The organism is Pseudomonas sp. SDO5271_S396 (genome assembly GCF_054071795.1).
Map to the genome: position 1 here is coordinate 60,056 of NZ_JBSVWB010000010.1, position 20,055 is coordinate 80,110.

Genomic DNA, 20,055 nt, shown 5'->3' on the forward strand with positions numbered 1-20,055 from the left:
CATGAGTAATACCAAGATCATCCAGGCGCTGACCAACCTGTTCGAGAAGCAGCGCATCGTATTCTGGTACGACAATCGCCTGGAGTTCCGTGCGGATTTCGAATCACTAGAGCTACCTGGTATCGAGAAAATCGAGCTGGCCAATAACGAGTTCGGTGTTAAGTACCGCATCCTGCGCGAGCAGCCCGAGCAGAAGTTTCTGCTTTATCGGGAAGGTGCCGAACCAGCCTATCTGGATAACTGGTTGCTTGATGTGCAGCTGGCCAGTGGCAATACTTTCCGCACGGATCAGCTTGCCCTGTGGCTGGCTGAGCTGGAGTTGGGGCCGGACTGCTATCCGGTGCTGGAGGAGCATGCAGCCTTCTTCACTGCGGCCAAGCGGCGTGAGCAGTTGCATAAGCTGCTGCAACCAGGCGACTCGCAGAGCATGCTACGTTTCAAGATGCTTGCTGTCTGCGCTGGCGCAAAGGGTGAGCCGCGACTGGATGTGATTGTTGAAGAGCTGCTGGCTGAGCTCGCCAATGTTGAAAATGCGTGCATCAAGCTCATTGAAACAAGCGGCCTGGATAGCTTCCTCTGGGAGCAGATGAAGCGCGCCTACGGTTATGTGTCGGAGCAGCCGGGACTGCACGATTTCGTGATCGAGCTTTTCAAGGCTTGCTTCATGATGGGCACGGATCCTGAGTACAAGGCGCGCTTGTCAGCCGAGTCTTTGGTTTTTCTCCGACGCTGGAAAGACAGTCGTTCACATGAGAGCAGCTTCGAGCTGCTTTCTGCTCAGTGTGCAGAGATACTACAGATTGGTGACAAGCTGCATAAGCTTGATTACCGGATCCTCCTGGAGCTCGACTACTTCGAGCTGATCGACCGCAAGATCCTCAGTGAGCTTGTTCGCGCGACGGTAGCTCGGACGGCGACAGCTGCCGATGTTGAGCAGTCTGTTCGTCAGCGACGCCAGAGTCATTGGTTCAGCCATTTCGAGGATGTCTATCTGGCGCTGGACCATGCCGCGCAGTTTCTGCAAACATTGGATGCAGCAAAGCTGGAAATGACCTCCTTGGCCGATGGCGTGGCGAAATATGCGAAGAGCTGGTATCGGCTGGATCAGCTGTATCGCAAATTCGTCCATCACGCGCGCAAGTCTGGCCAGGCTTCCTTGCTGGAGGAGCTCAGCACCCAGATCGAAAACCAGTACACTAACAACTATCTGGCGCGTCTCAATGATCGTTGGCAGCAGTTTGTGGACTCTGCTCCGAGCTGGACGGCTGCTCCGATCATGCTGCAGCGGAATTTCTTCAGCCGCTGCGTAAAATCCTTCCTGGAGCGCAAGACCAAGGTCTGCGTGCTGATCTCGGATGCCTTCCGTTATGAAGTGGGTGAAGAGCTGCAGAGCCTGATTCGCCGTGAAGACCGCTTTGAGGCCGAGTTGGAGCCGGCGCTTTCCATGTTGCCGAGCTTCACGCAGCTTGGTATGGCCGCACTGCTTCCTAACCAGGCATTGCAGCTGGCTGAAAATGACAGCGGTGATGCGATAGTGGATGGTCAGAGCGCTCAGGGCTCGGCCAATCGCGGCAAGATCCTTGCCGCTGCGGTGACGAGTTCTGCTGTTGTGTTGGCCAAAGACCTGCTGGCTATGAATCAGGCGGATTCACGGGCACTGCTGCGTGATAACGATGTGGTTTACGTATACCACAACCTGATCGACAAGACTGGCGATACGCGAGATACCGAGGAGCGGGTGTTTGCTGCGGCAGAAGAGACATTGTCCGAGCTTGTCCGCCTGGTGAAGAAGCTGACCAACGCCAATGCCAGCAACCTTTTGGTCACCGCAGACCATGGTTTCATCTACCAGCACCGACCGCTGGAAGAGAGCGATTTTCTCAGCAATGTGCCGGATGGTGATGAGGTGCTCTATCGCGACCGGCGTTTTGTCCTTGGGCGCGGTCTGCGTAGTCAAGCAGGTTTCCGGACATTCACCCCTGAACAGCTGGGGCTTGAAGGATCGCTGGATGTACAGATCCCTAAGTCGATCAATCGCTTGCGTCTCAAAGGTTCTGGCAGCCGGTTCGTGCATGGTGGTGCCACGTTGCAAGAGGTGGTGATCCCGGTTGTGCGCATCAACAAAAAGCGCCAGAGCGATGTTGGAAGTGTGGAAGTAGAGTTTATCGGAGGCGGGAGCAGAAGCATCACGACTGGCCAATTGGCTGTTGTGCTGTATCAGTCCGAGGCGGTCACTGAGAAGAAACAAGCTCGCCGGTTGCGTGCTGGGCTGTACACCTTGGACGGTGAGTTAATCTCCGACTCGCATGAACTGACGTTCGATTTCGCGTCCGAAAATCCGCGTGAGCGAGAGCTGTCGGTGCGCTTCATCCTGAGCCGGAAAGCTGATGAAGCAAACAACCAGCAGGTTGAGCTGCGGCTCGAAGAGCAGATTGAAGGCACCTCACATGTAACCCAGTACAAGGTCACTCGGTATACGATTCGTCGTTCGTTCACCAGTGAATTCGATTTTTAAGCGGGAGCCCTCATGAGTCAGCTCGATGAGAAGATCAACCAGCATTTTGCGGGCTTAGTCGTTCGCAAGGATCTGGTCAAAGCTGTTAAGGGCAACGCCATCGTGCCGTCTTATGTACTGGAGTACCTGCTGGGCCAGTACTGCGCAACGAATGATGAGTCGACGATTCAAACCGGTATCGAGACGGTTAAGGAAATCCTGCGCAAGCACTATGTGCATCGCAACGAAGCGGGGTTGGTACGTTCGATCATCAAGGAGAAGGGGCGTCACAAGGTCATCGACCGGGTCAGCGTTTCTCTCAACGACAAAGACGATGTGTACGAGGCTGAGTTTGCTAACCTCGGGGTAAAAAAGGTGCTGATCGACTCCAGCACGGTGAAGGCACATCAGAAGCTGTTGGTTGGAGGGGTGTGGTGCATCGCTGATCTTGAGTATGACTACACAGAGGATAAATCCGCCTCTCCCTGGGTGCTGGCCTCGCTCAAGCCTATCCAGATCTCCCGTTTCGATTTCGACGGTTATCTGGAGGCCCGCAAGCAGTTCACGACGGATGAGTGGATTGATCTGCTTATTCAGAGCATCGGCTTCAATCCCCAGATGTTCGGCAAGCGCAACAAGCTCTTGCAACTGATCCGACTGATTCCATTCTGCGAGCGGAACTACAACCTGATTGAGCTAGGGCCGAAGGGCACCGGTAAGTCGCACGTTTACTCCGAGTTCTCCCCTCACGGGATCCTGATCTCCGGTGGCGAGGTAACGGTGCCTAAGCTGTTCGTCCACAACGGCACAGGCAAGCTCGGCCTAGTGGGCTACTGGGATGTGGTGGCCTTCGACGAGTTCGCCGGCAAGCAGAAGCGGGTGGACAAGGCACTGGTCGACATCATGAAGAACTACATGGCCAACAAGTCGTTCTCGCGGGGAGTGGAAACCCTTGGGGCCGAGGCCAGCATGGTGTTCGTGGGCAACACCGATCACACAGTGCCGTACATGCTCAAGCACAGCGACCTGTTCGATCCGCTGCCGGAGAAGTTCCACGACTCGGCCTTCCTCGACCGTCTTCACAGCTACATTCCGGGCTGGGAGGTGGACGTGATCCGTGGGGAGATGTTCTCCACGAACTACGGCTTTGTAGTGGATTACCTTGCCGAAATTCTTCGCTCCTTGCGTAGCCATGACTTCTCGGATCGCTACAAAGGTCTGTTCACGTTGTCGGATGAAATCTCCACACGTGATCGTGACGGCATCAATAAAACCTTCTCCGGTCTGATGAAGATCCTCTTCCCACAGGGTGAGGCGACTGAGTCGGAGGTCGAAGATGTACTGCGCTGTGCCATCGAAGGGCGCAAGCGAGTCAAGGATCAGCTGCTGCGCATAGACACCACCTACCCAGCTGTGCGTTTTGCTTATCAAGGAAAAGATGGCGTGGAGAGGCTGGTCAGCGCCCTTGAGGAAGGGGAGTACCCGAACCAATACCACCGGCGAGTGGCGAGTGAAGTCTCGGAGTCGGATCTGCTCGATATTGATAAGGTCCTTCCCAGCGAGCCGGATAACGATGCAGCCAGTCCTCAGCCCATTCAACAACTTGCTGTTTCGGCGAGCAAAGAGCTAGAGCTGAAGCCTCAGCATCTGGTTATTCAGGAGAATCAGCGCGGCGTTACCTTCGATAAGTTGTTTGGGCCCTATTTAAAAGGGGCCAAGCGGATCATCGTTATAGATCCGTACCTGCGGATGTTCCATCAACTGCGCAACCTCATGGAGCTGCTGGAGACGATCAGCAAGCAGCTGATCCCAGGTGAGGAAGTGGCTGTACATGTGGTCACCGTGGCGGATGAGTTCAACGGTGATCGTCAAACCGAAAGTCTGCAGAAAATTGCCGACGCCTGTGCGGGGGTGGGTATTCAGTTCAGTTGGGCGTATGACACGACAGGGACTAAGCATGATCGTGACATCACTACCGACACTGGCTGGAAAATTATTCTTGGACGTGGGTTGGACATCTTCCAGCGCTTCGAGCTGAACGATGCGTTTAGCTTTGCCAATCGTTTACAGCAACATCGCCAATGCAAGGAGTTCAGCGCGACGTTCGTCAGGGTTGGGGATGCCGGAGAGTGAGAGGCCGTGGTTGCGTCTCCGTAGATCAGCAGCTCTTAGGGGCGTGGCACGGGACAGGCCCAGTGATTCGGTATGACTGCAGCGTTGTCACATCAAGACAAAAAAAACTTCCTGTTCGGAGTGTTTACCCCTGGGGATCCCCAGGGGCAACCTTCATATGCCGCATTGGTTAGAGGTCACCTCGTTCGGCCAAGGATACGCAACCTTCATGGCCCACCACCACATGATCCAATATCCGGGTGCCGACCATGTTCAGAGCGTTCTTGAGGGTGGTGGTCAGGGTGCGATCAGCTTGACTGGGCTCAGGATCGCCGGAGGGATGATTGTGAACCATAATGACGGCCGCAGCGTTGTGTTCCAATGCGATTTTGACCACTTCTCGTGGGTACACGCAAGCCCCGTCCAGCGTGCCTCTGAACAGTTCTCTAAAGCCTATAACCCGGTGTTTGGAATCGAGTAGCAGGAGGGCGAAAACTTCGTGCTCGTGGTACTGCAGTAGTGTTTGTAGATGGTTGAAGACCTGCTTCGGCTCAGTCAGTGCGCGGCCTTTAGACAGGCGACTCATGGCCAGTTGCTGCGCCATCTGCAGGATATCGGCCTCGGTGACGGGTGATTCCATGACGTAGGTTCCGCTCGCCTCACCGGCTTTGAGCTTGTGATATTTCATGACGGTACTCCTGTGTGAATTGGGAAGCATGCTGGGGAGGTTGAGATGAGCGTTACTGGACTGAAGGCCTAGTGCTGTGCTGGATAGTCTGAGCCTCTAGCTTCTGAGCCAGTGAGGGCTTTGAAGGGGCTGGCGGTTGGAGCTCGGCGTTGTTAGGTTGGTTTTCAGCAGTGGGAAAGAACTCCTCGACGATGGCGTCGGTGTCCTCCTCGCTGTATTCAAAGGCGCCATTGATAAGGCCCTGTCGGGCCGCGTGATCCAAGGCGCTTTGGTCAAAGCCCGTGGCTTGTCGGTTTTCATCCAGTTGTTTGGCGGCGAGCAAGGCCTCTTCTAAGGTCAGTCCACTGCGCACCGTGATGTCGACGTAGAAGATCGGTGTGCCGTGGCTCTGACGAGTGGATTTGCCACGCAGACGCAGCTCTAGGGGGAGACATGCCAAGCGATTGCCAGAGATGGCTTGCAGGTAATGCAGGCGCGCTGTCAAGGTGCGGATGCTGTTGAATCCAGTGGTCCGGAAGACAAAACTGCCCAGTGGGTCGTCATCGCCAATCACCACGTTCAGCCGACCGTAAGGCTTACAGGCATTGCCTTGGGCCATTGGGCAGCCATCGGGTGAAGGGCAGGGCAGCGACTGGATGCCGTCCTTGGTCAAACGCTTGCACGTTTCACCGTTGCCGACGCATAACGGTCTGCCGGTGGTACGGTCGAACAGGCTGTAGTCCGCGCGAAAGTTGAGGTCCGGTTCGTTGAACAGCAATCGGATCGGAATGCTGCGCAGCTTGCCATCCAGGCCATTGCGCAGTTCCTCATTGAGTGGATGCAGTAACCAGCCGTCACGGCTCTGGACTTGCGAGGTGATGGTGAACTGATCATCTTTCTCGGGCAGGCGCTTGCCGTTTTTCTCGACGATCTTACCGATGGAAATGCGCCCGAGTACCGGCGGAGTGATGGCTAAACCTTTGAGCATGGTGGTGCTCCTTGATCTGAAAATAAAAAAGCCACCGGGACGTGAACGGTCCGGGTGGCTAGGGTGAGCAGGTTGTTTCAGGCGAGCAGGAAGCGACGAGTGCCTGCTTTGGCCTTGGGGTAGCGAGCCTGCAGGTAGGGCTTGTCTTTGAGTATCTGTTCGACATCCAGACCAATGCTGTCCTTGGATTTCTTCCAGCTGATGTAGCCCTCAGCAAACTCTGCACGGGTGGCTTCCCCCATGGCCTGCTGCAGAATTTGCTTGAGCTGCGCCTCACGCGTTTCCTCCTGAGCAATGTTCTGACGAACTGACTTGAGCTCCAGGAAGGTGCTGGTCAGCGCCGGGTGCTGGCTGAAGTCCAAGGTCTGTCCGTTATCCTCGGGATAGAGGCAGCGCAATGCCGCTTCCGCAGATGCTGTGCCATCGGCCGGTGGCGGGGTGTCACTGATGACGTAATCCCAGAACAGCCGTTCCAGATCAATCAGCCGAGCAATCAGCGCCTCGTCGCGTGTGATGCGATGGATTTCCAGATGCTGGCCACCGAGCAGCACCGCCACATCAGCGGCCTGCTTGCCTGTGACTGCAAGCTGGTGCATGACTTGCAACTGCACATATTCGGGCACGCCCTCTTTCCAGAGGCGCGCCCCGTTTATGCCGGCAGTTTTGCATTCGAGGATTTGCACCTCTGGAGCACCGATTACCTCGCGGTCGATATTGGCGAGCATCCACGGGAGCGCCGGATCGGGATGCTGTAGTACAGCGTTGATCCGTCGAACCTTGTTCTGGCTGCGTTTGCTGTAGTGCCAGGCCACGATGGGTTCCAGCACATTGCCCCAGTACAGCGGGCTTTCCTCATCGTGAGGATCGGCCTTCGGTAGCCCAGCATCGCGACCGGTCTTCTCTAGCCACAGCTCCAACTGCGACTTGTAGGGGTTCAGACCTACTGCAGCGGCGGCATCCGAACTGCCGATGCCTTGCTTGCGGATCTGCAACCAGTCCTCGCGGGGCAGCTCCATGGTGTTGACCAGGCGCAGGGCAGGGCGTTTCTTACGGGTGCTACTATTCAATGACGTTGCTTTCATCGTCTTTACCTGTTGGCATAAAAACGCCCGACCAGCACAAGGCTGACCGGGCGCGAGGATTGATGTGAGTGAGGGTTAGGCGGCGAGTTGCAGAGCGGCATCCAGGGCGCGTTGCTTGATCTGCGCCCCCTGACCGAACCATGCCGAGTCCAGGCGGTACTCGTTACTGCGGGCACGGCGTTCGTGGTCGACATACTCGGTCACGGCATTCAGCAGGCCCCAAGCGGTGCCGCGTGCCGACTCTAGCTGACTGCCTCGACCACGCCCTTCGTACAACTCCTGCACCTTGCGCAGGGCTCGCTCATTGGGGAGTTGCTCCGGCAGAGCACCGGTTGGGCTGGTCTCACACATCACGTTCATGAAGAAACCCAGCGCCTCATGCCACTGCACCTTGCGTTCAGCCAAAGCCCTCATGCGATACATAAATTCGTCCCAGCCAGAGACGGCGATGCCCAGTTGCTTCTTCACCGTCTTCGGTTCAAAGCGAGTGTTGTGGGGCACCTTGATGGCGCGGCTGCTGCCGTCCAAGGCGATGGTCAGGGTGTTGTTGCACACCACACGCACGGTGGTTGGCGTTGCTGTGGTAGCCAGAGTGCCGTCACAGGAGGTGGCGAGCAGGAGGTAGCCGTTGACCTGGTCGTTACCCTTGAGCGTTGCGCCTTGCCCGGTGCGCGCCAGCGCCCAGAACTTGCGACCACCCTTGAGCACGCCGGCCGTTTCCAACTCGTAGCCGGAGACCTCGGTGAGATCGCGGTAGAACTCCAGCACCTCTCTCGGCTGCACGGTGTGGTAACGTTGCGAGACCACCGACAGAGGGGCCTTGGTGTCGGAGCGGTAGAGCACTTTCTGCTCGGGGAAGGAATGGATGGTGCCCAGGTGGCCGATGGCGTCAGACTTAAAATGGACCGGGCTTTCCTGAATCTCCCAGTCCATGCCGGCTTCACGCTGCCAGACCTCAATAGGTTGTTTGCGGGGCAGGTTGTTGCCCAGGCCATGCCAGGGAGTAGCGCCAGCGTAGGCCATGGTTTCAACGAGATGAGCCATGAGAATGATTCCTTGCGGATGAAGGGGAAAGAGCGTCGCTTCATCAACGAGCGACGCCTGTTCACAAAGGCTTAACGGCTGGCGCTGAAGCTGTAACCGCACTCCAGACATTGGTAATTGGCCAGCACCTTGTCGTCGATCTGCTCGCCCAGCGTGGCCCCGGCGATGCCGCCAGCGACCCCGCCAAACAGGCCACCCAAAATCGCCCCGGCGATGCTGCCGATAGCAATGCCCACCGGCCCACCGACTACACCCAGTACCGCGCCGGCTTCCGCACCTGACAGGGCACCGGCGGCGCCACTGGCTGCACCGCCTGCGGCACCAATCAAACCTCCCGTTTGTTTACCGATATTTTTAGTGATGACGCGTCCAGAGTTACAGCTTGGGCAAGGTGTATACATACGCAGATCCTCTCAAGTGATGAGCGTGCCGAGGTAGAAGCTGGCACGCCAAATCCCCCAGCAGCAGTCGATACTGCGGGGTGTTCATTGAGGTGATATAGGTTTGAAATATTTTTGGATCCAATTTCGATTAATCTAGCGCTGTAGACGTAACCGGATAGTGGTCCCTCAGGCTTTGAGAAGGGCGAGGAAGGTCGATAATTAAATTATGAGGAAGTGGGGCGCTGGCGGTCTTGAGCGAAAACTGATCCAAGTGAACCACAGCACATGGGTCACCATCGGCAACCCTGTGAGGTAGCATCATGTCCGTAGCCTTGGGCTAGGGCTGACGTTGGGTCAACGTATCGAGACGACTTTTTTATCTTGATTTTCTCTGATGGCTGACACCGACAGGTTGCCTGTAGCAGCTTCCTGAATGTGGTCGCTCCACCACGCCATCAGAGGACGTCTGCGTTCTATGTAATCTGCTCGGTTGTACGCGCTACGTACCTCGTCTTTATCGACGTGGGCAAGCGCAACCTCGATCAATTCAGGATCCCAGCCGTGCTCGTTGAGGATGGTGCTCGCCATAGAGCGCATCCCATGGCTTACCAAGCGCCCTTCGAAACCCATGCGCTTTAGCGCCATGTTGGCGGTTTGGCTATTGCAGTGGGTACGAGGGTTTCGGTCTGCGGGAAACACAAATTCCCGATGTCCACTGTAAGGCTTGATCGCTTCTAGGAGTGCAAGAGCCTGGTCCGTGAGTGGGACAATGTGCGCGCGGCGCTTCTTCATGCGCTCCGCAGGAATCGTCCAAATCTTCTTCTCGAAGTCGATATCTGCCCAGCGGGTGGTTGCTGCCTCGACTGGCCGGGTCATGGTGTGGAGCTGCCACTCAATCAGGCAGCGGGTAGTTCTTTTTATGCTGGCATTGGCGATTGCCACCATGAGCTCTTTCAGCTCATCGGGGGGTAGTGCCGCCATGTTTTTCTTTTTCGGTTTCTTGAAGACGGAGCGGATACCGCTGAGCGGGTTCGCGTGAATCAGTCCCGAGTTGACCCCGTAGGTCATGATCTCGTTGAGCCGCTGCGTCAGCCGCTTCACGGTTTCAAGGCTGCCCTTGGTTTCGAGTGGCCGGAGCAGGTTGATGACTTGAGGTGCGCTGATGGCTGAGATCGGTGTGGCGCCCAAGTCCGGGAATATGTGCAATGTTAACGAGCGCCAGATGTCCTCAGCGTAGGCCGGCGTCACAGCATCCTTCTTCAGTTCATACCAGGACGTCGCCACATTCTGGAATGTGTGCTCAGTCGCAGCTTGTTTAGCTTGCAGCACAGCGTCCCGTTTCTCTTTAGGGTCGATGCCGTGGGCAAGGGCTTCCCTCGCTTCAACGGAACCCTTGCGTGCTTGCGCTAACGAGACTTCGGGGAAGGTTCCTAGTCCCATGTTGATCCGCTTCTTCGTCACGGGGTGTCGATAGTTGAAGTTCCACAGCTTAGAGCCATTGCTTCTCACTCGCATTTGAAGCCCGCCGCCATCAAATAGGACGTAGTCCTTTTCAGCAGGCTTGGCAGATTTGACTTTGAGTTCAGAGAGGCGGGTAGCTTGTGCGCACATTGGCATTCCAGACTTGATTTCGGCATTCCAAAAATTAGCACCTACGGGCTTGGAATGCCATTTGGAATGCCAAAAGGCGTAGCTGCTCATGGACGTCCGTGGACGCCGATGGCGTTGAAAGCCTTGTATTTACTGGCTTTCAGGCACAAAAAAAGACGTCCGTGGACGTCTTTAGATGTGAATTTGGTGGAGCCGGGGGGATTTGAACCCCCGTCCGCCAGTACTCCGCTGTCGGTACTACATGCGTAGCCGTGTCTATTGAGTTAACCCTCAGCGACCCGACGGGCAGGGTGCTTTGGGCGAGTTGTGTAAGTTTTAGCCGCTTCGTCCACAACGTACTGCACGGCGATTCTGTTCTATATGACAATCATTTTGGGTTTACAGACATCCCCTGATGATTGCTGGGCCCGAAGGCACCAGGAGTGCATGTCAGCTGCAATTAAGCAGCGAGAGCAGCACCGTATTGGTCGTCATTGGCAACTATAAGAAGTTGCAACAGTGGATTTACGAGTTCTGTTACCAACTCGGCATGCACCTAAAGTTTCGCAACCGGCGTCGAATCCTAAACGGCCCCGTGCTTGTAACTCATTGTTTCTTGGTGAGTGACAAGCCTGTGCAGTGTACGCCAAACGGTCACGGAAGGCCAACCCGAAGGTTGGCCTTGAGCGTTCGGGCTATTGGCCGCCTTTGGCCATGTTCTTCAGGTCTTGAATGGCCTTGGCGGATATTTCGATACATTTTTTATCGTCGCCGGCTGCCTGGGCGGCCTTGGCTTGTGATTCGGCGGTGTTGATTTCGCCACTTTTCCCGGTGCTGTCCGTGGCCAGTGTGGCTTTGCCGTCGTTGATTTGCTGCAGGTTGATCTGGCATAGGTCCTTTTCGTTACCGGCTGCAAAAACAGGGGAGGCCAGCATCGCAGCGGTAATGAACAAGCCAGCAAGAGCGGAACGCTTCATAGGGTATCTCCTTGCGAAAAAGGGCTCGACGCTGCTGGCGTTTGACCGCGGCCAGCGACATCACGGTTGAGCCTCGTGCGTCGAGGCCTATGCAGATGACTGCGCCGGCGCGCAGGGGTTCGGTTTTTTTGCAGGTTCAATGGGCGCGAGGCCGGGTTACCCGGTCTACCAGGTAGACGAGCCCGTGATAATCGATGCCGCCGTGCTGGCTCAGGCCGATCTCGCAGGTGCGGCTGGTGGAGATGCCTTCGCTGCAATATTGCACGGCGTCCTTGAGGGAGCGCAGTGAGTGAGCGTTGAGCTCCGGCGTGGTGAAGCCTTTGTCGCCGGCAAACCCGCAACAGTGGATGCCTTCCGGAATCACCACGGTGCTGGCGCAACGCCGCGCGAGGTCGATCAGCGCCTGGCTTTCTCCCAGGTGCTGGGTGCTGCACGTGACATGGACGGCAATCGGCGCCTCCTGGGGGATGAAGTCGAGGCGATCCATCAGGTAGGTGCGGATGAAACGCACCGGGTCGTAGAGGTCCAGGCGGGTGTCGCCGAGGTCTTGAACCAGGCGCAGGGTGCAGGGGCTGGTGTCGCAATAGATCGGGTCGAGCCCGCCACGGCTGGCGTGGAGCAGGGCGCCGATCAGTTCCTGGCGCTTGTGCTCGGCTTGTTCGGCGTAGCCTTTGGAGGCAAAGGGCTGGCCGCAGCACAGGTTGTCCTGGTTGTCGGGAAAGACGACCTGGTAACCGGCCTTTTCCAGCAGCCCACGGGTTTTGTCGTACAGCGACATTTGCTCTTTATCCCCGGCGGCCGGGCCCATGGCGCGTGAGACGCAGGCTGCCAGGTACACCACCCGTGGCCGCTCATCGGTCACGGCGGGGCTGAAGCGAATGGCTTTTTCCGGTTGCGGCATGGCGGAGGTCCACTGGGGGATTTGCCCTTTGGACAGCCGCGTCAGGGTGGCCGACAGCTTGGCCAGGCGCGGCGCGCCGAGCAGCATGCGTGCGCCGTTGGCGACGTGCAGGGTAAAGCGCGCGCCTTGCATGGCGGTGGCGAAATGGCTGGCCAGCCACTCGGCGGTTTTCGTACGGCTGGCGTCGTGGCTGCGCAGCTTTTTCACCAGGTCACCGGTATTGATTCCCACTGGGCAGCGTTGGGCGCACAGCCCCGTGGCGGCACAGGTGTCGATACCTTGATAGTGGTAGGCCGTTTCCAGTTCTTGTGTGTCAATGCCGGCGCGTTTCTTCGCCTGAATATCGCGCCAGATGACGATGCGTTGGCGCGGGCTCAAGGTCAGGCCTTTCGATGGGCACACCGGCTCGCAGAAGCCACACTCGATGCACTTATCCACAAGCTCGTCCGCCGCCGGCAGCGGCTTGAGGTGCTTGAGGTGGATCTGCGGATCCTCACTGAGCACCACGTCGGGGTTGAGAATGCCGTTGGGGTCGAGCAGGCGTTTGAGCTGCCACATCAGTTGGTAGGCATCGCTGCCCCATTCCAGCTCGACGAACGGCGCCATATTACGACCCGTGCCGTGCTCGGCTTTCAGCGAACCGCCAAACTCCACGGCCACCAGTTGAGCTACGTCGTCCATGAATACCTGGTAGCGTGCGACTTCTTCCGCGCTGTTGAAGCCTTGCGTGAATACGAAGTGCAGATTGCCTTCCAAGGCGTGTCCGAAAAGGATCGCTTCGTCGTAGTGATGTTTGTCGAACAGGTCGATCAAGCGATTCACGCCGATGGCCAGTTGTTCCACCGGGAAGGTCACGTCTTCGATGATCACGGTGGTGCCGGTTTTACGCACGGCACCGACGGCAGGGAAGGTGTCTTTGCGGATGGCCCACAGACGGGCGTTTTCCTGCGGGTCTTCGGTGAAGTCGACCTGTTTCTCCATCGGGAACGGGGCGAGGGACGCCATGATCAACGCCAGTTGCTCGTGCAGCAATGAAGATGACGCCGCACGGGATTCGATCAACAGAGCGCAGGCCCCTTCCGATAGGTGCTGTACGAAAGCGGGCATGCCCGGCTTGTTCTGCACCGAGCGCAGGCTGCGTCGGTCCAGCAGCTCGACGGCCGAGACCGGCTGGGTCTTGAGCACGGTGACGGCGTTGCAGCAGGTCTCGACATCCGGGAACACGATCAGCGCCGACGCTTTGTGCGGGTGATCAACGACGGTGTCGTAGGTGACCGCGCTGATGAACCCCAGCGTGCCTTCGGAGCCTACGAGCAAGTGGCTGAGGATCTCCAGCGGGTCGTCGAAATCCACCAGGGCATTGAGTGACAGGCCGGTGGTGTTTTTCAGACGGTATTTGTGGCGGATCCTGGCCGCGAGTTCAACGTTTGCCCGCGTCTCTCGGCCCAATGTCGCCAGGCGTTCAAGCAGGGCGCCGTGCTGTTCGCGAAAGCTATTGACGCTGGCGGCATCTTCGGTGTCCAGCCGACTGCCATCGGCCAGGACCAGACGAATGCCCGCCAGGGTGTGGTAAGTGTTCTGCGCCGTGCCGCAGCACATGCCGCTGGCGTTATTGGCGACGATCCCGCCAATCTTGCAGGCATTGATCGATGCGGGGTCGGGCCCGATCTTGCGCCCGAACGGGGCCAGCCAGGCGTTGGCCTGGGCACCGATCACGCCGGGTTGCAGGCGAATCTGCGTGCCTTGCCCGCGAATCTCGCGACCGTTCCAGTTGTCTCCCAGCACGATCAGCACCGAATCGCTGATGGCCTGTCCCGAGAGGCTGGTGCCCGCTGCGCGGAAGGTCACGGGTACGTGGTCCCGCTGGGCCAGTTTTAGCAGCCCGACCACTTCGTCTTCTGACTCCACGCGGATCACCAGTTGTGGGATCAGTCGGTAAAAGCTGGCGTCGGTGCCGAAAGCCAGGGTGGAAAGAGGGTCGTCGAAGCGTCGATCGTTCGGGATCAGTTGTGTGACATCAGCAAGGAAAGCGGCAGGCAGGCTCATTGGTCCTCCAGGATCAGTACCACAAGGTCCTTCGGACCATGGGCACCGTAAGCCAAGACTTGTTCGATGTCGGCGGTCTTCGACGGGCCGGACACCAGCAGCGCATTGGTGGGCATGCCCTGGGCCCAGGCGAATTGTTGCTGCACCTGATAAAAATTGTCGTGAATCTCACTGGCCTTGAGCAGCGCGAAGTGGACCGGCGGCACCAGGCTCATCAAGCGCGGTTCTTCCCGCGTCGGCCACAGAATCAGGCTACCGGTGGCGGCGATTGCTCCGAGGGTAGTCGTCAGGCTGGCGGATGTCTCGTTGAACAGCTCGGCTTTCCACGCTTCGATGGGTCGATCGTAGGCCTTGAGCAACGGCAACCGTGGGTTGTTTGCCCAGTGTTCGGTAATGCGGCGGCCGTGGGGCGTGGTGGGCGCGATCAGCAGATTGGGCAGCTTGCGCGCCGTCAGCAGGTTCGCCAGCAGAGCTGGCCAGTCGGCAGCCGTGGTCAGGTGGACCTCGGTGTGCACGGCTTCCATCAGCTTGCGCAGTTGCGCGATGCGTTGCTCGGGTGGGTAGGTGTAGGCGTCTGTCACCAAGGCTTCGTCGAAGTTGTCGGGCACTGGTGTGGTGCCCGTCAGACTCTGGCGCAGCTTGCCGAGAATAGTGTGCTTGGCGCTCATCAACGCGCTCCCTGTTTGGCCAAATGCTCGCGTGCCAGCTCATGCAGCGAGCGAGCGGCGGGTTTCGGTGCGCTGTGGTGTTGTGTCCATGGCCCGAGCTGGTTGGGGGTCAGGGCGCGCAGGCGGGTGACGCCAAAGGTGAACAGGCGATACAGCGTCGGCGAACGGTTGAGCCGGGCCCAGGCGTTCCAGGCAAATCGTTCCTTGCGCGAGTATTGGCTGCCTTGGCCGCGCAGGGTCGGGTGGGCGCCGCCTGGGGCTTTTACGTTCTCTTCCCGCAGGCGGCGCAGCAGTGTCGGGATGGGGATCTTAACCGGGCACACCTCACCGCAGGCGCCGCACAGTGACGAGGCGCTGGGATGGTCCGGTACCTTGGCCAGACCGACCATGTGGGGGGTGATGATTTTTCCGATAGGGCCTGGGTAAACCTCGCCATAGGTATGGCCACCGATTCGGGTGTACACCGGGCAATGATTCATACAAGCGCCGCAGCGAATGCAGTTGAGGGTCTGGCGCAATTCGCTGTCGGCAAACGCCTGGCTGCGGCCATTATCCAACAGCACCAGGTGCACTTCTTCAGGGCCGTCTCGTTCATCGGCTTTGCGCGGGCCGGAGATCATGTTGACGTAGGTGGTGATCGGTTGGCCGAGGGCGGATCGAGTCAGCAAGGACAGCAGCGGTACTACGTCCCGCAGGTTTTCCACGACTTTCTCGATGCCGGTCACGGCGATATGCACCGGCGGCACGCTGGTCGACATCCGGCCGTTGCCTTCGTTTTCCACCAGCAGCAGGGTGCCGGTTTCGGCTACGGCGAAGTTGACGCCGGACACGCCGATGTCGGCCTCGAAGAACTTTTCCCGCAGGACGCGACGACCGATCTGAATCAGTTGGTCCACATCTTCGGTGTGCTCCACGCCCAGTTTGTCGTGGAACAGCGAGGCGACCTGACCCGCGTTCTTATGGATGGCGGGCATGATGATATGGGACGGTTTCTCGTGGTCGAGTTGAACAATGAACTCGCCCATGTCGGACTCCAGACACTCGACGCCTTGGGCGGCGAGCACATGGTTCATGTCCATCTCTTCGCTGACCATGGACTTGCCCTTAATCACCTGGGTCGCGCCCCGCCGGCGGATGATCGACAGCACAATGTCGTTCGCCTCTTCGACCGTTTCGGCCCAATGCACGGTGACGCCGTTGCGGGTCAGATTGGCTTCCAACTGCTCAAGCAGGTCCGGCAGTTTCGATAAGGCGCGCGCGCGTATGGCGTTGCCCAGGCTGCGCAGGTGTTCGCGCTCGTGTGCATCGCTGAAGGATGTCGCTCGCTTGGTCATCAGCGAATCCATCGCGTTGCGAAAGTTGTTTCGTAGTTGTGTGTCAGCCAAGGCCGTATGGGCACGGCCACGAAAATCGTCTGATAGTTCGACGGCAGGGATTCGCGCGGCAGTATTCATCGCGAGCCTCCGGTTCGTTGCCATAAAAAACTGGCCAGGTGTTGCCCGCGCAGGGCGGCCTGTTGCTTTTCCAGGGCACCATTGATGTTCATCAGGCAGCCACAATCGGCACTCAGGACTTGATGCGCGCCGGATGCCTGCAATGCGCGGGTTTTGTCGGCCACCATCGCGCCGGAAATGTCTGGCATGCGCACACTGAACGTCCCGCCAAAACCACAGCATTCGCTTTCATGGCTGTGCTCCACGCGCTCGACATTGCGCAGTTGGGACAGTAGCTCACGACCATGCAGGTGGGTGTTCATTTCCCGGCGCGCGGAACAGGAGGTGTGCAGCGCTACTTTTATCGGTGCGCCGCTGTCGTGGAGTTGTACCTTGCACACAAACAGCAGGAATTCGGCAAGTTCGTAAGTGCGAGCGGCGAGGGCTTGCACCTGTTTCAGTGTATCGGGCTCATCCTTGAACAGGTCGGCATAGTGCTCGCGCAACATGCCGGCACAGGAGCCGGAGGGCACCACCACGGGGTAGTCCTCGGCGAATAATGCCAGCTGTGCGCGTGCGACTTGCCTGGCCTGTTCGGTGTAGCCCGAGGTGTAGGCCGGTTGCCCGCAGCAGCTTTGATCCTGCGGATAGTCGACACGAATGCCCTCGCGTTCCAGCAAGTGAATCGCGTCCATGCCGGCTTCGGGATAGAACAGGTCGACGACGCAGGTGCCGAACAGGTAGACCCGCTCTGGCCTCGCGTCGGGGTACTGGCGCGGCGGCGCCGGAGGTGGAGCCACGCGGGTGGCATTGGGTACGGCGTTGTAAAAAAGCTCGCTCATCAGGCGTGTTCTCCGGGTGGTCCCGGTTATCCGTCGGTCGGGGCGCCGACGGGTTGTGGAGTGTTGACGCCGGAAACGCTGCCCGGCGTCGGTGAGGGGCGTTAGTGCACCAGCATGCCGGTGAACCAGTAGGCCTGGACCAGGGTGATCAGCCCGACAATCGTGGCGAAAAACAGACTGTGTTTGAGGGTGAAACGGAACAGGTCGGATTCCTTGCCTACCAGGCCGGTGGCGGCGCAGGCCACGGCGATCGATTGTGGCGAGATCATCTTGCCGGTCACGCCGCCGCTGGTGTTGGCGGCGACCAGCAGGGTGTCGTTGACACCGATCTGGTGTGCGGTGGTGGCTTGCAGCGAGCTGAACAGCGCGTTGGACGAAGTATCGGAGCCGGTCAGGAAAACGCCCAGCCAGCCGAGGAACGGTGAAAAGAAGGGGAAGGCCGCGCCGGTGCCGGCCAATACCAGCGCCATGGTCGACGACATGCCGGAGTAGTTGGTGACGAAAGCGAACGCCAGCACCATGCCGATGGAGAGGATCGGCCAGCGCAGCTCGAAGAAGGTTTCTTTTAAAGTGGTAAGACCAGTTTTGATGTTGATGTTCAGCACCCACATCGAGATCAGTGCGGAGAAGAAAATCGCGGTGCCGGTGGCGGAAATCGGGTCCAGCTTGAACACCGCCGGAATGGCGGTGGGGTTGACCACGATGGGCGCGACTTTGATCACCAGTTGGTCAAGGTGAGGGATCGCGAAGTTGAACACCCAGCTGTACATCGAGCCACCTGCGACGAACATCGCCTTGAAGGGCTTGAGGGTCCAGATCGTGACCAATACGGTGAGGATCAGGAAGGGCGACCAGGCCTTGAAAATCTGCCCGAGGCTGTAGGGCGAAGCCTGTGTGTTGCGTGGTTGGCCAAAGCCGCCGAGGCTGGCGGTGATGGCCGCGCTGGAGGTGGCACCGGCAATCTGCGCGCCAGCGGTGCGCTTGGGTTGCCAGACTTTGAGGAACAGGGTCAGGGCGATCAGGCTCGCGAGGGCGGAAGTGATGTCCGGCAGTTCCGGGCCGATGAAGTTGGAGGTGAAGTATTGCGTGACGGCGAAGCTCAGGCCCGCGACCAGCGCTGCCGGCCAGGTTTCGCGAACGCCGCGCAGGCCGTCCATCATGAATACCAGCCAGAACGGCACGAACAGCGACAGCAAAGGCAACTGGCGGCCGGTCATGGCGCCGATCTTGAACGCATCGATGCCAGTGACTTGGCCTGCCACGATGATCGGAATGCCCAGTGCGCCGAATGCCACCGGTGCGGTGTTGGCGATCAGGCACAGGCCGGCGGCGTACAGGGGGTTGAAGCCCAGGCCCACTAGCAGTGCGGCGGTGATGGCCACGGGAGCGCCGAAACCTGCCGCGCCTTCCAGGAACGCGCCGAAGCAGAAGCCGATCAGCAGGACTTGCAGGCGCTGGTCGTCGGTGATGGACAGGACCGAACTGCGGATGATCTCGAACTGACCGCTCTTTACCGTGAGTTTGTAGAGGAATACGGCGGCGACGATGATCCATGCAATGGGCCACAAGCCATAGGCAAAACCGTAGCCGGCGGCGGCCAGCGCCATGTCTGCCGGCATCTGGAAGGCGAAGATCGCGACCAGGATCGACAGCGCCAGGGTGATGCTGCCGGCGACGTGGCCTTTGAGGCGAAACACAGCCAGTGCCAGGAAGAAAAATACGATCGGAATGACGGCGGCCAGTGCGGACAGGCCAAGGCTGCCGAGTGGGCTGTAGAGCTGTTGCCAGGTTTGCATGTGGGAGGGCCCCTAATTGTTGTTGGTCAGGCACTTTTTGATTAGCTTGGGTAATTGGTAATACCAATTTACAGTCGCCGTCGGCTAGATTAAAAGCCTTGATCGGGGTGTGTCAATTTGCCGCCCGCGAAACTTTGGTCGTAAGGAGGTGAAAGGGGTGTGCTGATCGGGTGTAACGAGGGCGTTCTGATAGGTGCCGCCGACGCGGCGATAGGCCAGAATAGAGGGCCCGTCGCATGGTCGGGATCGTGGAGAGTGAGTTATGGGGTTTGATCAGGTGCGTCAGCGCCGTTTGTCTGACGATATCGTCGAGCAGCTTGAGGGCATGATCCTCGAGGGCACGTTGAAGTCTGGCGAGCGCTTGCCGGCCGAGCGTGTGTTGGCCGAACAGTTTGGTGTGTCTCGCCCGTCATTGCGTGAGGCGATCCAGAAGCTGGCGGCCAAGGGGCTGCTGATCAGTCGCCAGGGTGGCGGCAACTATGTGGCGGAATCGTTGGGCTCGACGTTCAGCGACCCGCTGCTGCATCTGTTGGAAAACAACCCGGAGGCCCAGCGCGACTTGCTTGAATTTCGCCAGACGCTCGAAGCGTCCTGTGCTTATTACGCGGCGTTGCGCGCGACTGAGGTTGATCGCGAGCGGCTGACAGCTGCCTTCGAGGCGCTGCAGGACTGCTATGCCCGTGCTGATGAAGTAAGTCGGTTGGAGGAGGGCGCTGCCGATGCGAGGTTTCATCTGGCCATTGCGGAAGCCAGCCACAACGCGGTGTTGCTGCACACTATTCGCGGCTTGTTCGACCTGCTCAAGCGCAATGTGGTGACCAACATTGGTGGCATGTACCAGCAGCGTACGGAAACTCGCGACATGCTGATCAGTCAGCACCGGGATTTGTACTTGGCGATTATCGAAGGGCGAGCCGAGCAGGCGCGCGAAGTCTCGACACGTCACCTGCTGTATGTGCAGGAAGTGTTGGAGGAAGTGCGTCAGGAGGTTCAGCGCGTGGCACGTGCGGAGCGGCGCAAAGGTCTGTAGCC

General features: G+C 58.6%; 15 protein-coding genes and 1 other RNA gene. 3 read left to right on the forward strand and 13 right to left on the reverse strand.

Annotated elements, in window-relative coordinates; all coding sequences use genetic code 11:
• Position 1: 1 nt before the first annotated feature.
• Together pglZ and brxL are read left to right on the forward strand one after the other, a co-directional pair.
• Positions 2-2,515, forward strand: coding sequence for a BREX-1 system phosphatase PglZ type A (gene pglZ / locus ACW9IN_RS10120; RefSeq protein ID WP_265535077.1), 2,514 nt, complete (start codon positions 2-4; stop codon positions 2,513-2,515).
• Positions 2,516-2,527: 12 nt separating this feature from the next.
• Positions 2,528-4,627, forward strand: coding sequence for a BREX system Lon protease-like protein BrxL (gene brxL, locus ACW9IN_RS10125; RefSeq protein WP_196706093.1), 2,100 nt, complete (start codon positions 2,528-2,530; stop codon positions 4,625-4,627).
• Between the two features lie 169 nt (positions 4,628-4,796).
• Here brxL and radC read toward each other — a convergent pair whose 3' ends face one another.
• From radC to ACW9IN_RS10190, 13 genes are all read right to left on the reverse strand, one after another.
• Positions 4,797-5,294 (reverse strand): RadC family protein, encoded by a 498-nt coding sequence (gene radC / locus ACW9IN_RS10130; protein ID WP_196706094.1) that lies wholly within the window; start codon positions 5,292-5,294, stop codon positions 4,797-4,799.
• Between the two features lie 52 nt (positions 5,295-5,346).
• Positions 5,347-6,261 carry a recombination directionality factor gene (locus tag ACW9IN_RS10135; protein ID WP_457365744.1) on the reverse strand — a complete coding sequence of 305 codons (915 nt, stop codon included), beginning with the start codon at positions 6,259-6,261 and terminating at the stop codon, positions 5,347-5,349.
• A 77-nt stretch (positions 6,262-6,338) separates the two neighbouring features.
• Positions 6,339-7,343: a YqaJ viral recombinase family nuclease gene (locus ACW9IN_RS10140; RefSeq protein WP_265534029.1), complete on the reverse strand. Its 1,005-nt coding sequence runs from the start codon at positions 7,341-7,343 to the stop codon at positions 6,339-6,341.
• Between the two features lie 75 nt (positions 7,344-7,418).
• Positions 7,419-8,387, reverse strand: coding sequence for a DUF932 domain-containing protein (locus ACW9IN_RS10145; protein WP_103518024.1), 969 nt, complete (start codon positions 8,385-8,387; stop codon positions 7,419-7,421).
• A 71-nt stretch (positions 8,388-8,458) separates the two neighbouring features.
• Positions 8,459-8,788, reverse strand: a complete 330-nt coding sequence (locus tag ACW9IN_RS10150) for a hypothetical protein (protein WP_043935923.1) — start codon at positions 8,786-8,788, stop codon at positions 8,459-8,461.
• 336 nt (positions 8,789-9,124) lie between these two features.
• Positions 9,125-10,381, reverse strand: a complete 1,257-nt coding sequence (locus tag ACW9IN_RS10155; RefSeq protein ID WP_197884438.1) for an integrase domain-containing protein — start codon at positions 10,379-10,381, stop codon at positions 9,125-9,127.
• Positions 10,382-10,565: 184 nt separating this feature from the next.
• Positions 10,566-10,955: a transfer-messenger RNA gene (ssrA, locus tag ACW9IN_RS10160) on the reverse strand.
• A gap of 100 nt (positions 10,956-11,055) precedes the next feature.
• Positions 11,056-11,337 (reverse strand): hypothetical protein, encoded by a 282-nt coding sequence (locus tag ACW9IN_RS10165; protein WP_457365745.1) that lies wholly within the window; start codon positions 11,335-11,337, stop codon positions 11,056-11,058.
• 136 nt (positions 11,338-11,473) lie between these two features.
• The gene (locus ACW9IN_RS10170) at positions 11,474-14,284 is read right to left on the reverse strand and encodes an FAD-binding and (Fe-S)-binding domain-containing protein (protein WP_457365746.1); all 2,811 of its coding nucleotides are present in this window, start codon (positions 14,282-14,284) and stop codon (positions 11,474-11,476) included.
• Positions 14,281-14,952 (reverse strand): LutC/YkgG family protein, encoded by a 672-nt coding sequence (locus tag ACW9IN_RS10175; protein ID WP_457365747.1) that lies wholly within the window; start codon positions 14,950-14,952, stop codon positions 14,281-14,283. The genes ACW9IN_RS10170 and ACW9IN_RS10175 overlap by 4 nt, the downstream gene beginning before the upstream one ends.
• Positions 14,952-16,406, reverse strand: coding sequence for a LutB/LldF family L-lactate oxidation iron-sulfur protein (locus ACW9IN_RS10180; RefSeq protein WP_457365748.1), 1,455 nt, complete (start codon positions 16,404-16,406; stop codon positions 14,952-14,954). The genes ACW9IN_RS10175 and ACW9IN_RS10180 overlap by 1 nt, the downstream gene beginning before the upstream one ends.
• Complete coding sequence (locus ACW9IN_RS10185) at positions 16,403-17,227, reverse strand: (Fe-S)-binding protein (RefSeq protein WP_457365749.1); 825 nt, start codon at positions 17,225-17,227, stop codon at positions 16,403-16,405. Before ACW9IN_RS10185 ends, ACW9IN_RS10180 begins: the two co-directional genes overlap by 4 nt.
• A gap of 101 nt (positions 17,228-17,328) precedes the next feature.
• Complete coding sequence (locus ACW9IN_RS10190) at positions 17,329-19,023, reverse strand: lactate permease LctP family transporter (protein ID WP_457365750.1); 1,695 nt, start codon at positions 19,021-19,023, stop codon at positions 17,329-17,331.
• 262 nt (positions 19,024-19,285) lie between these two features.
• On the opposite strand from ACW9IN_RS10190, the gene ACW9IN_RS10195 reads away from it, so the two are divergent.
• Positions 19,286-20,053: an FCD domain-containing protein gene (locus ACW9IN_RS10195; protein WP_457365751.1), complete on the forward strand. Its 768-nt coding sequence runs from the start codon at positions 19,286-19,288 to the stop codon at positions 20,051-20,053.
• The last annotated feature ends 2 nt before the right edge of the window (positions 20,054-20,055 follow it).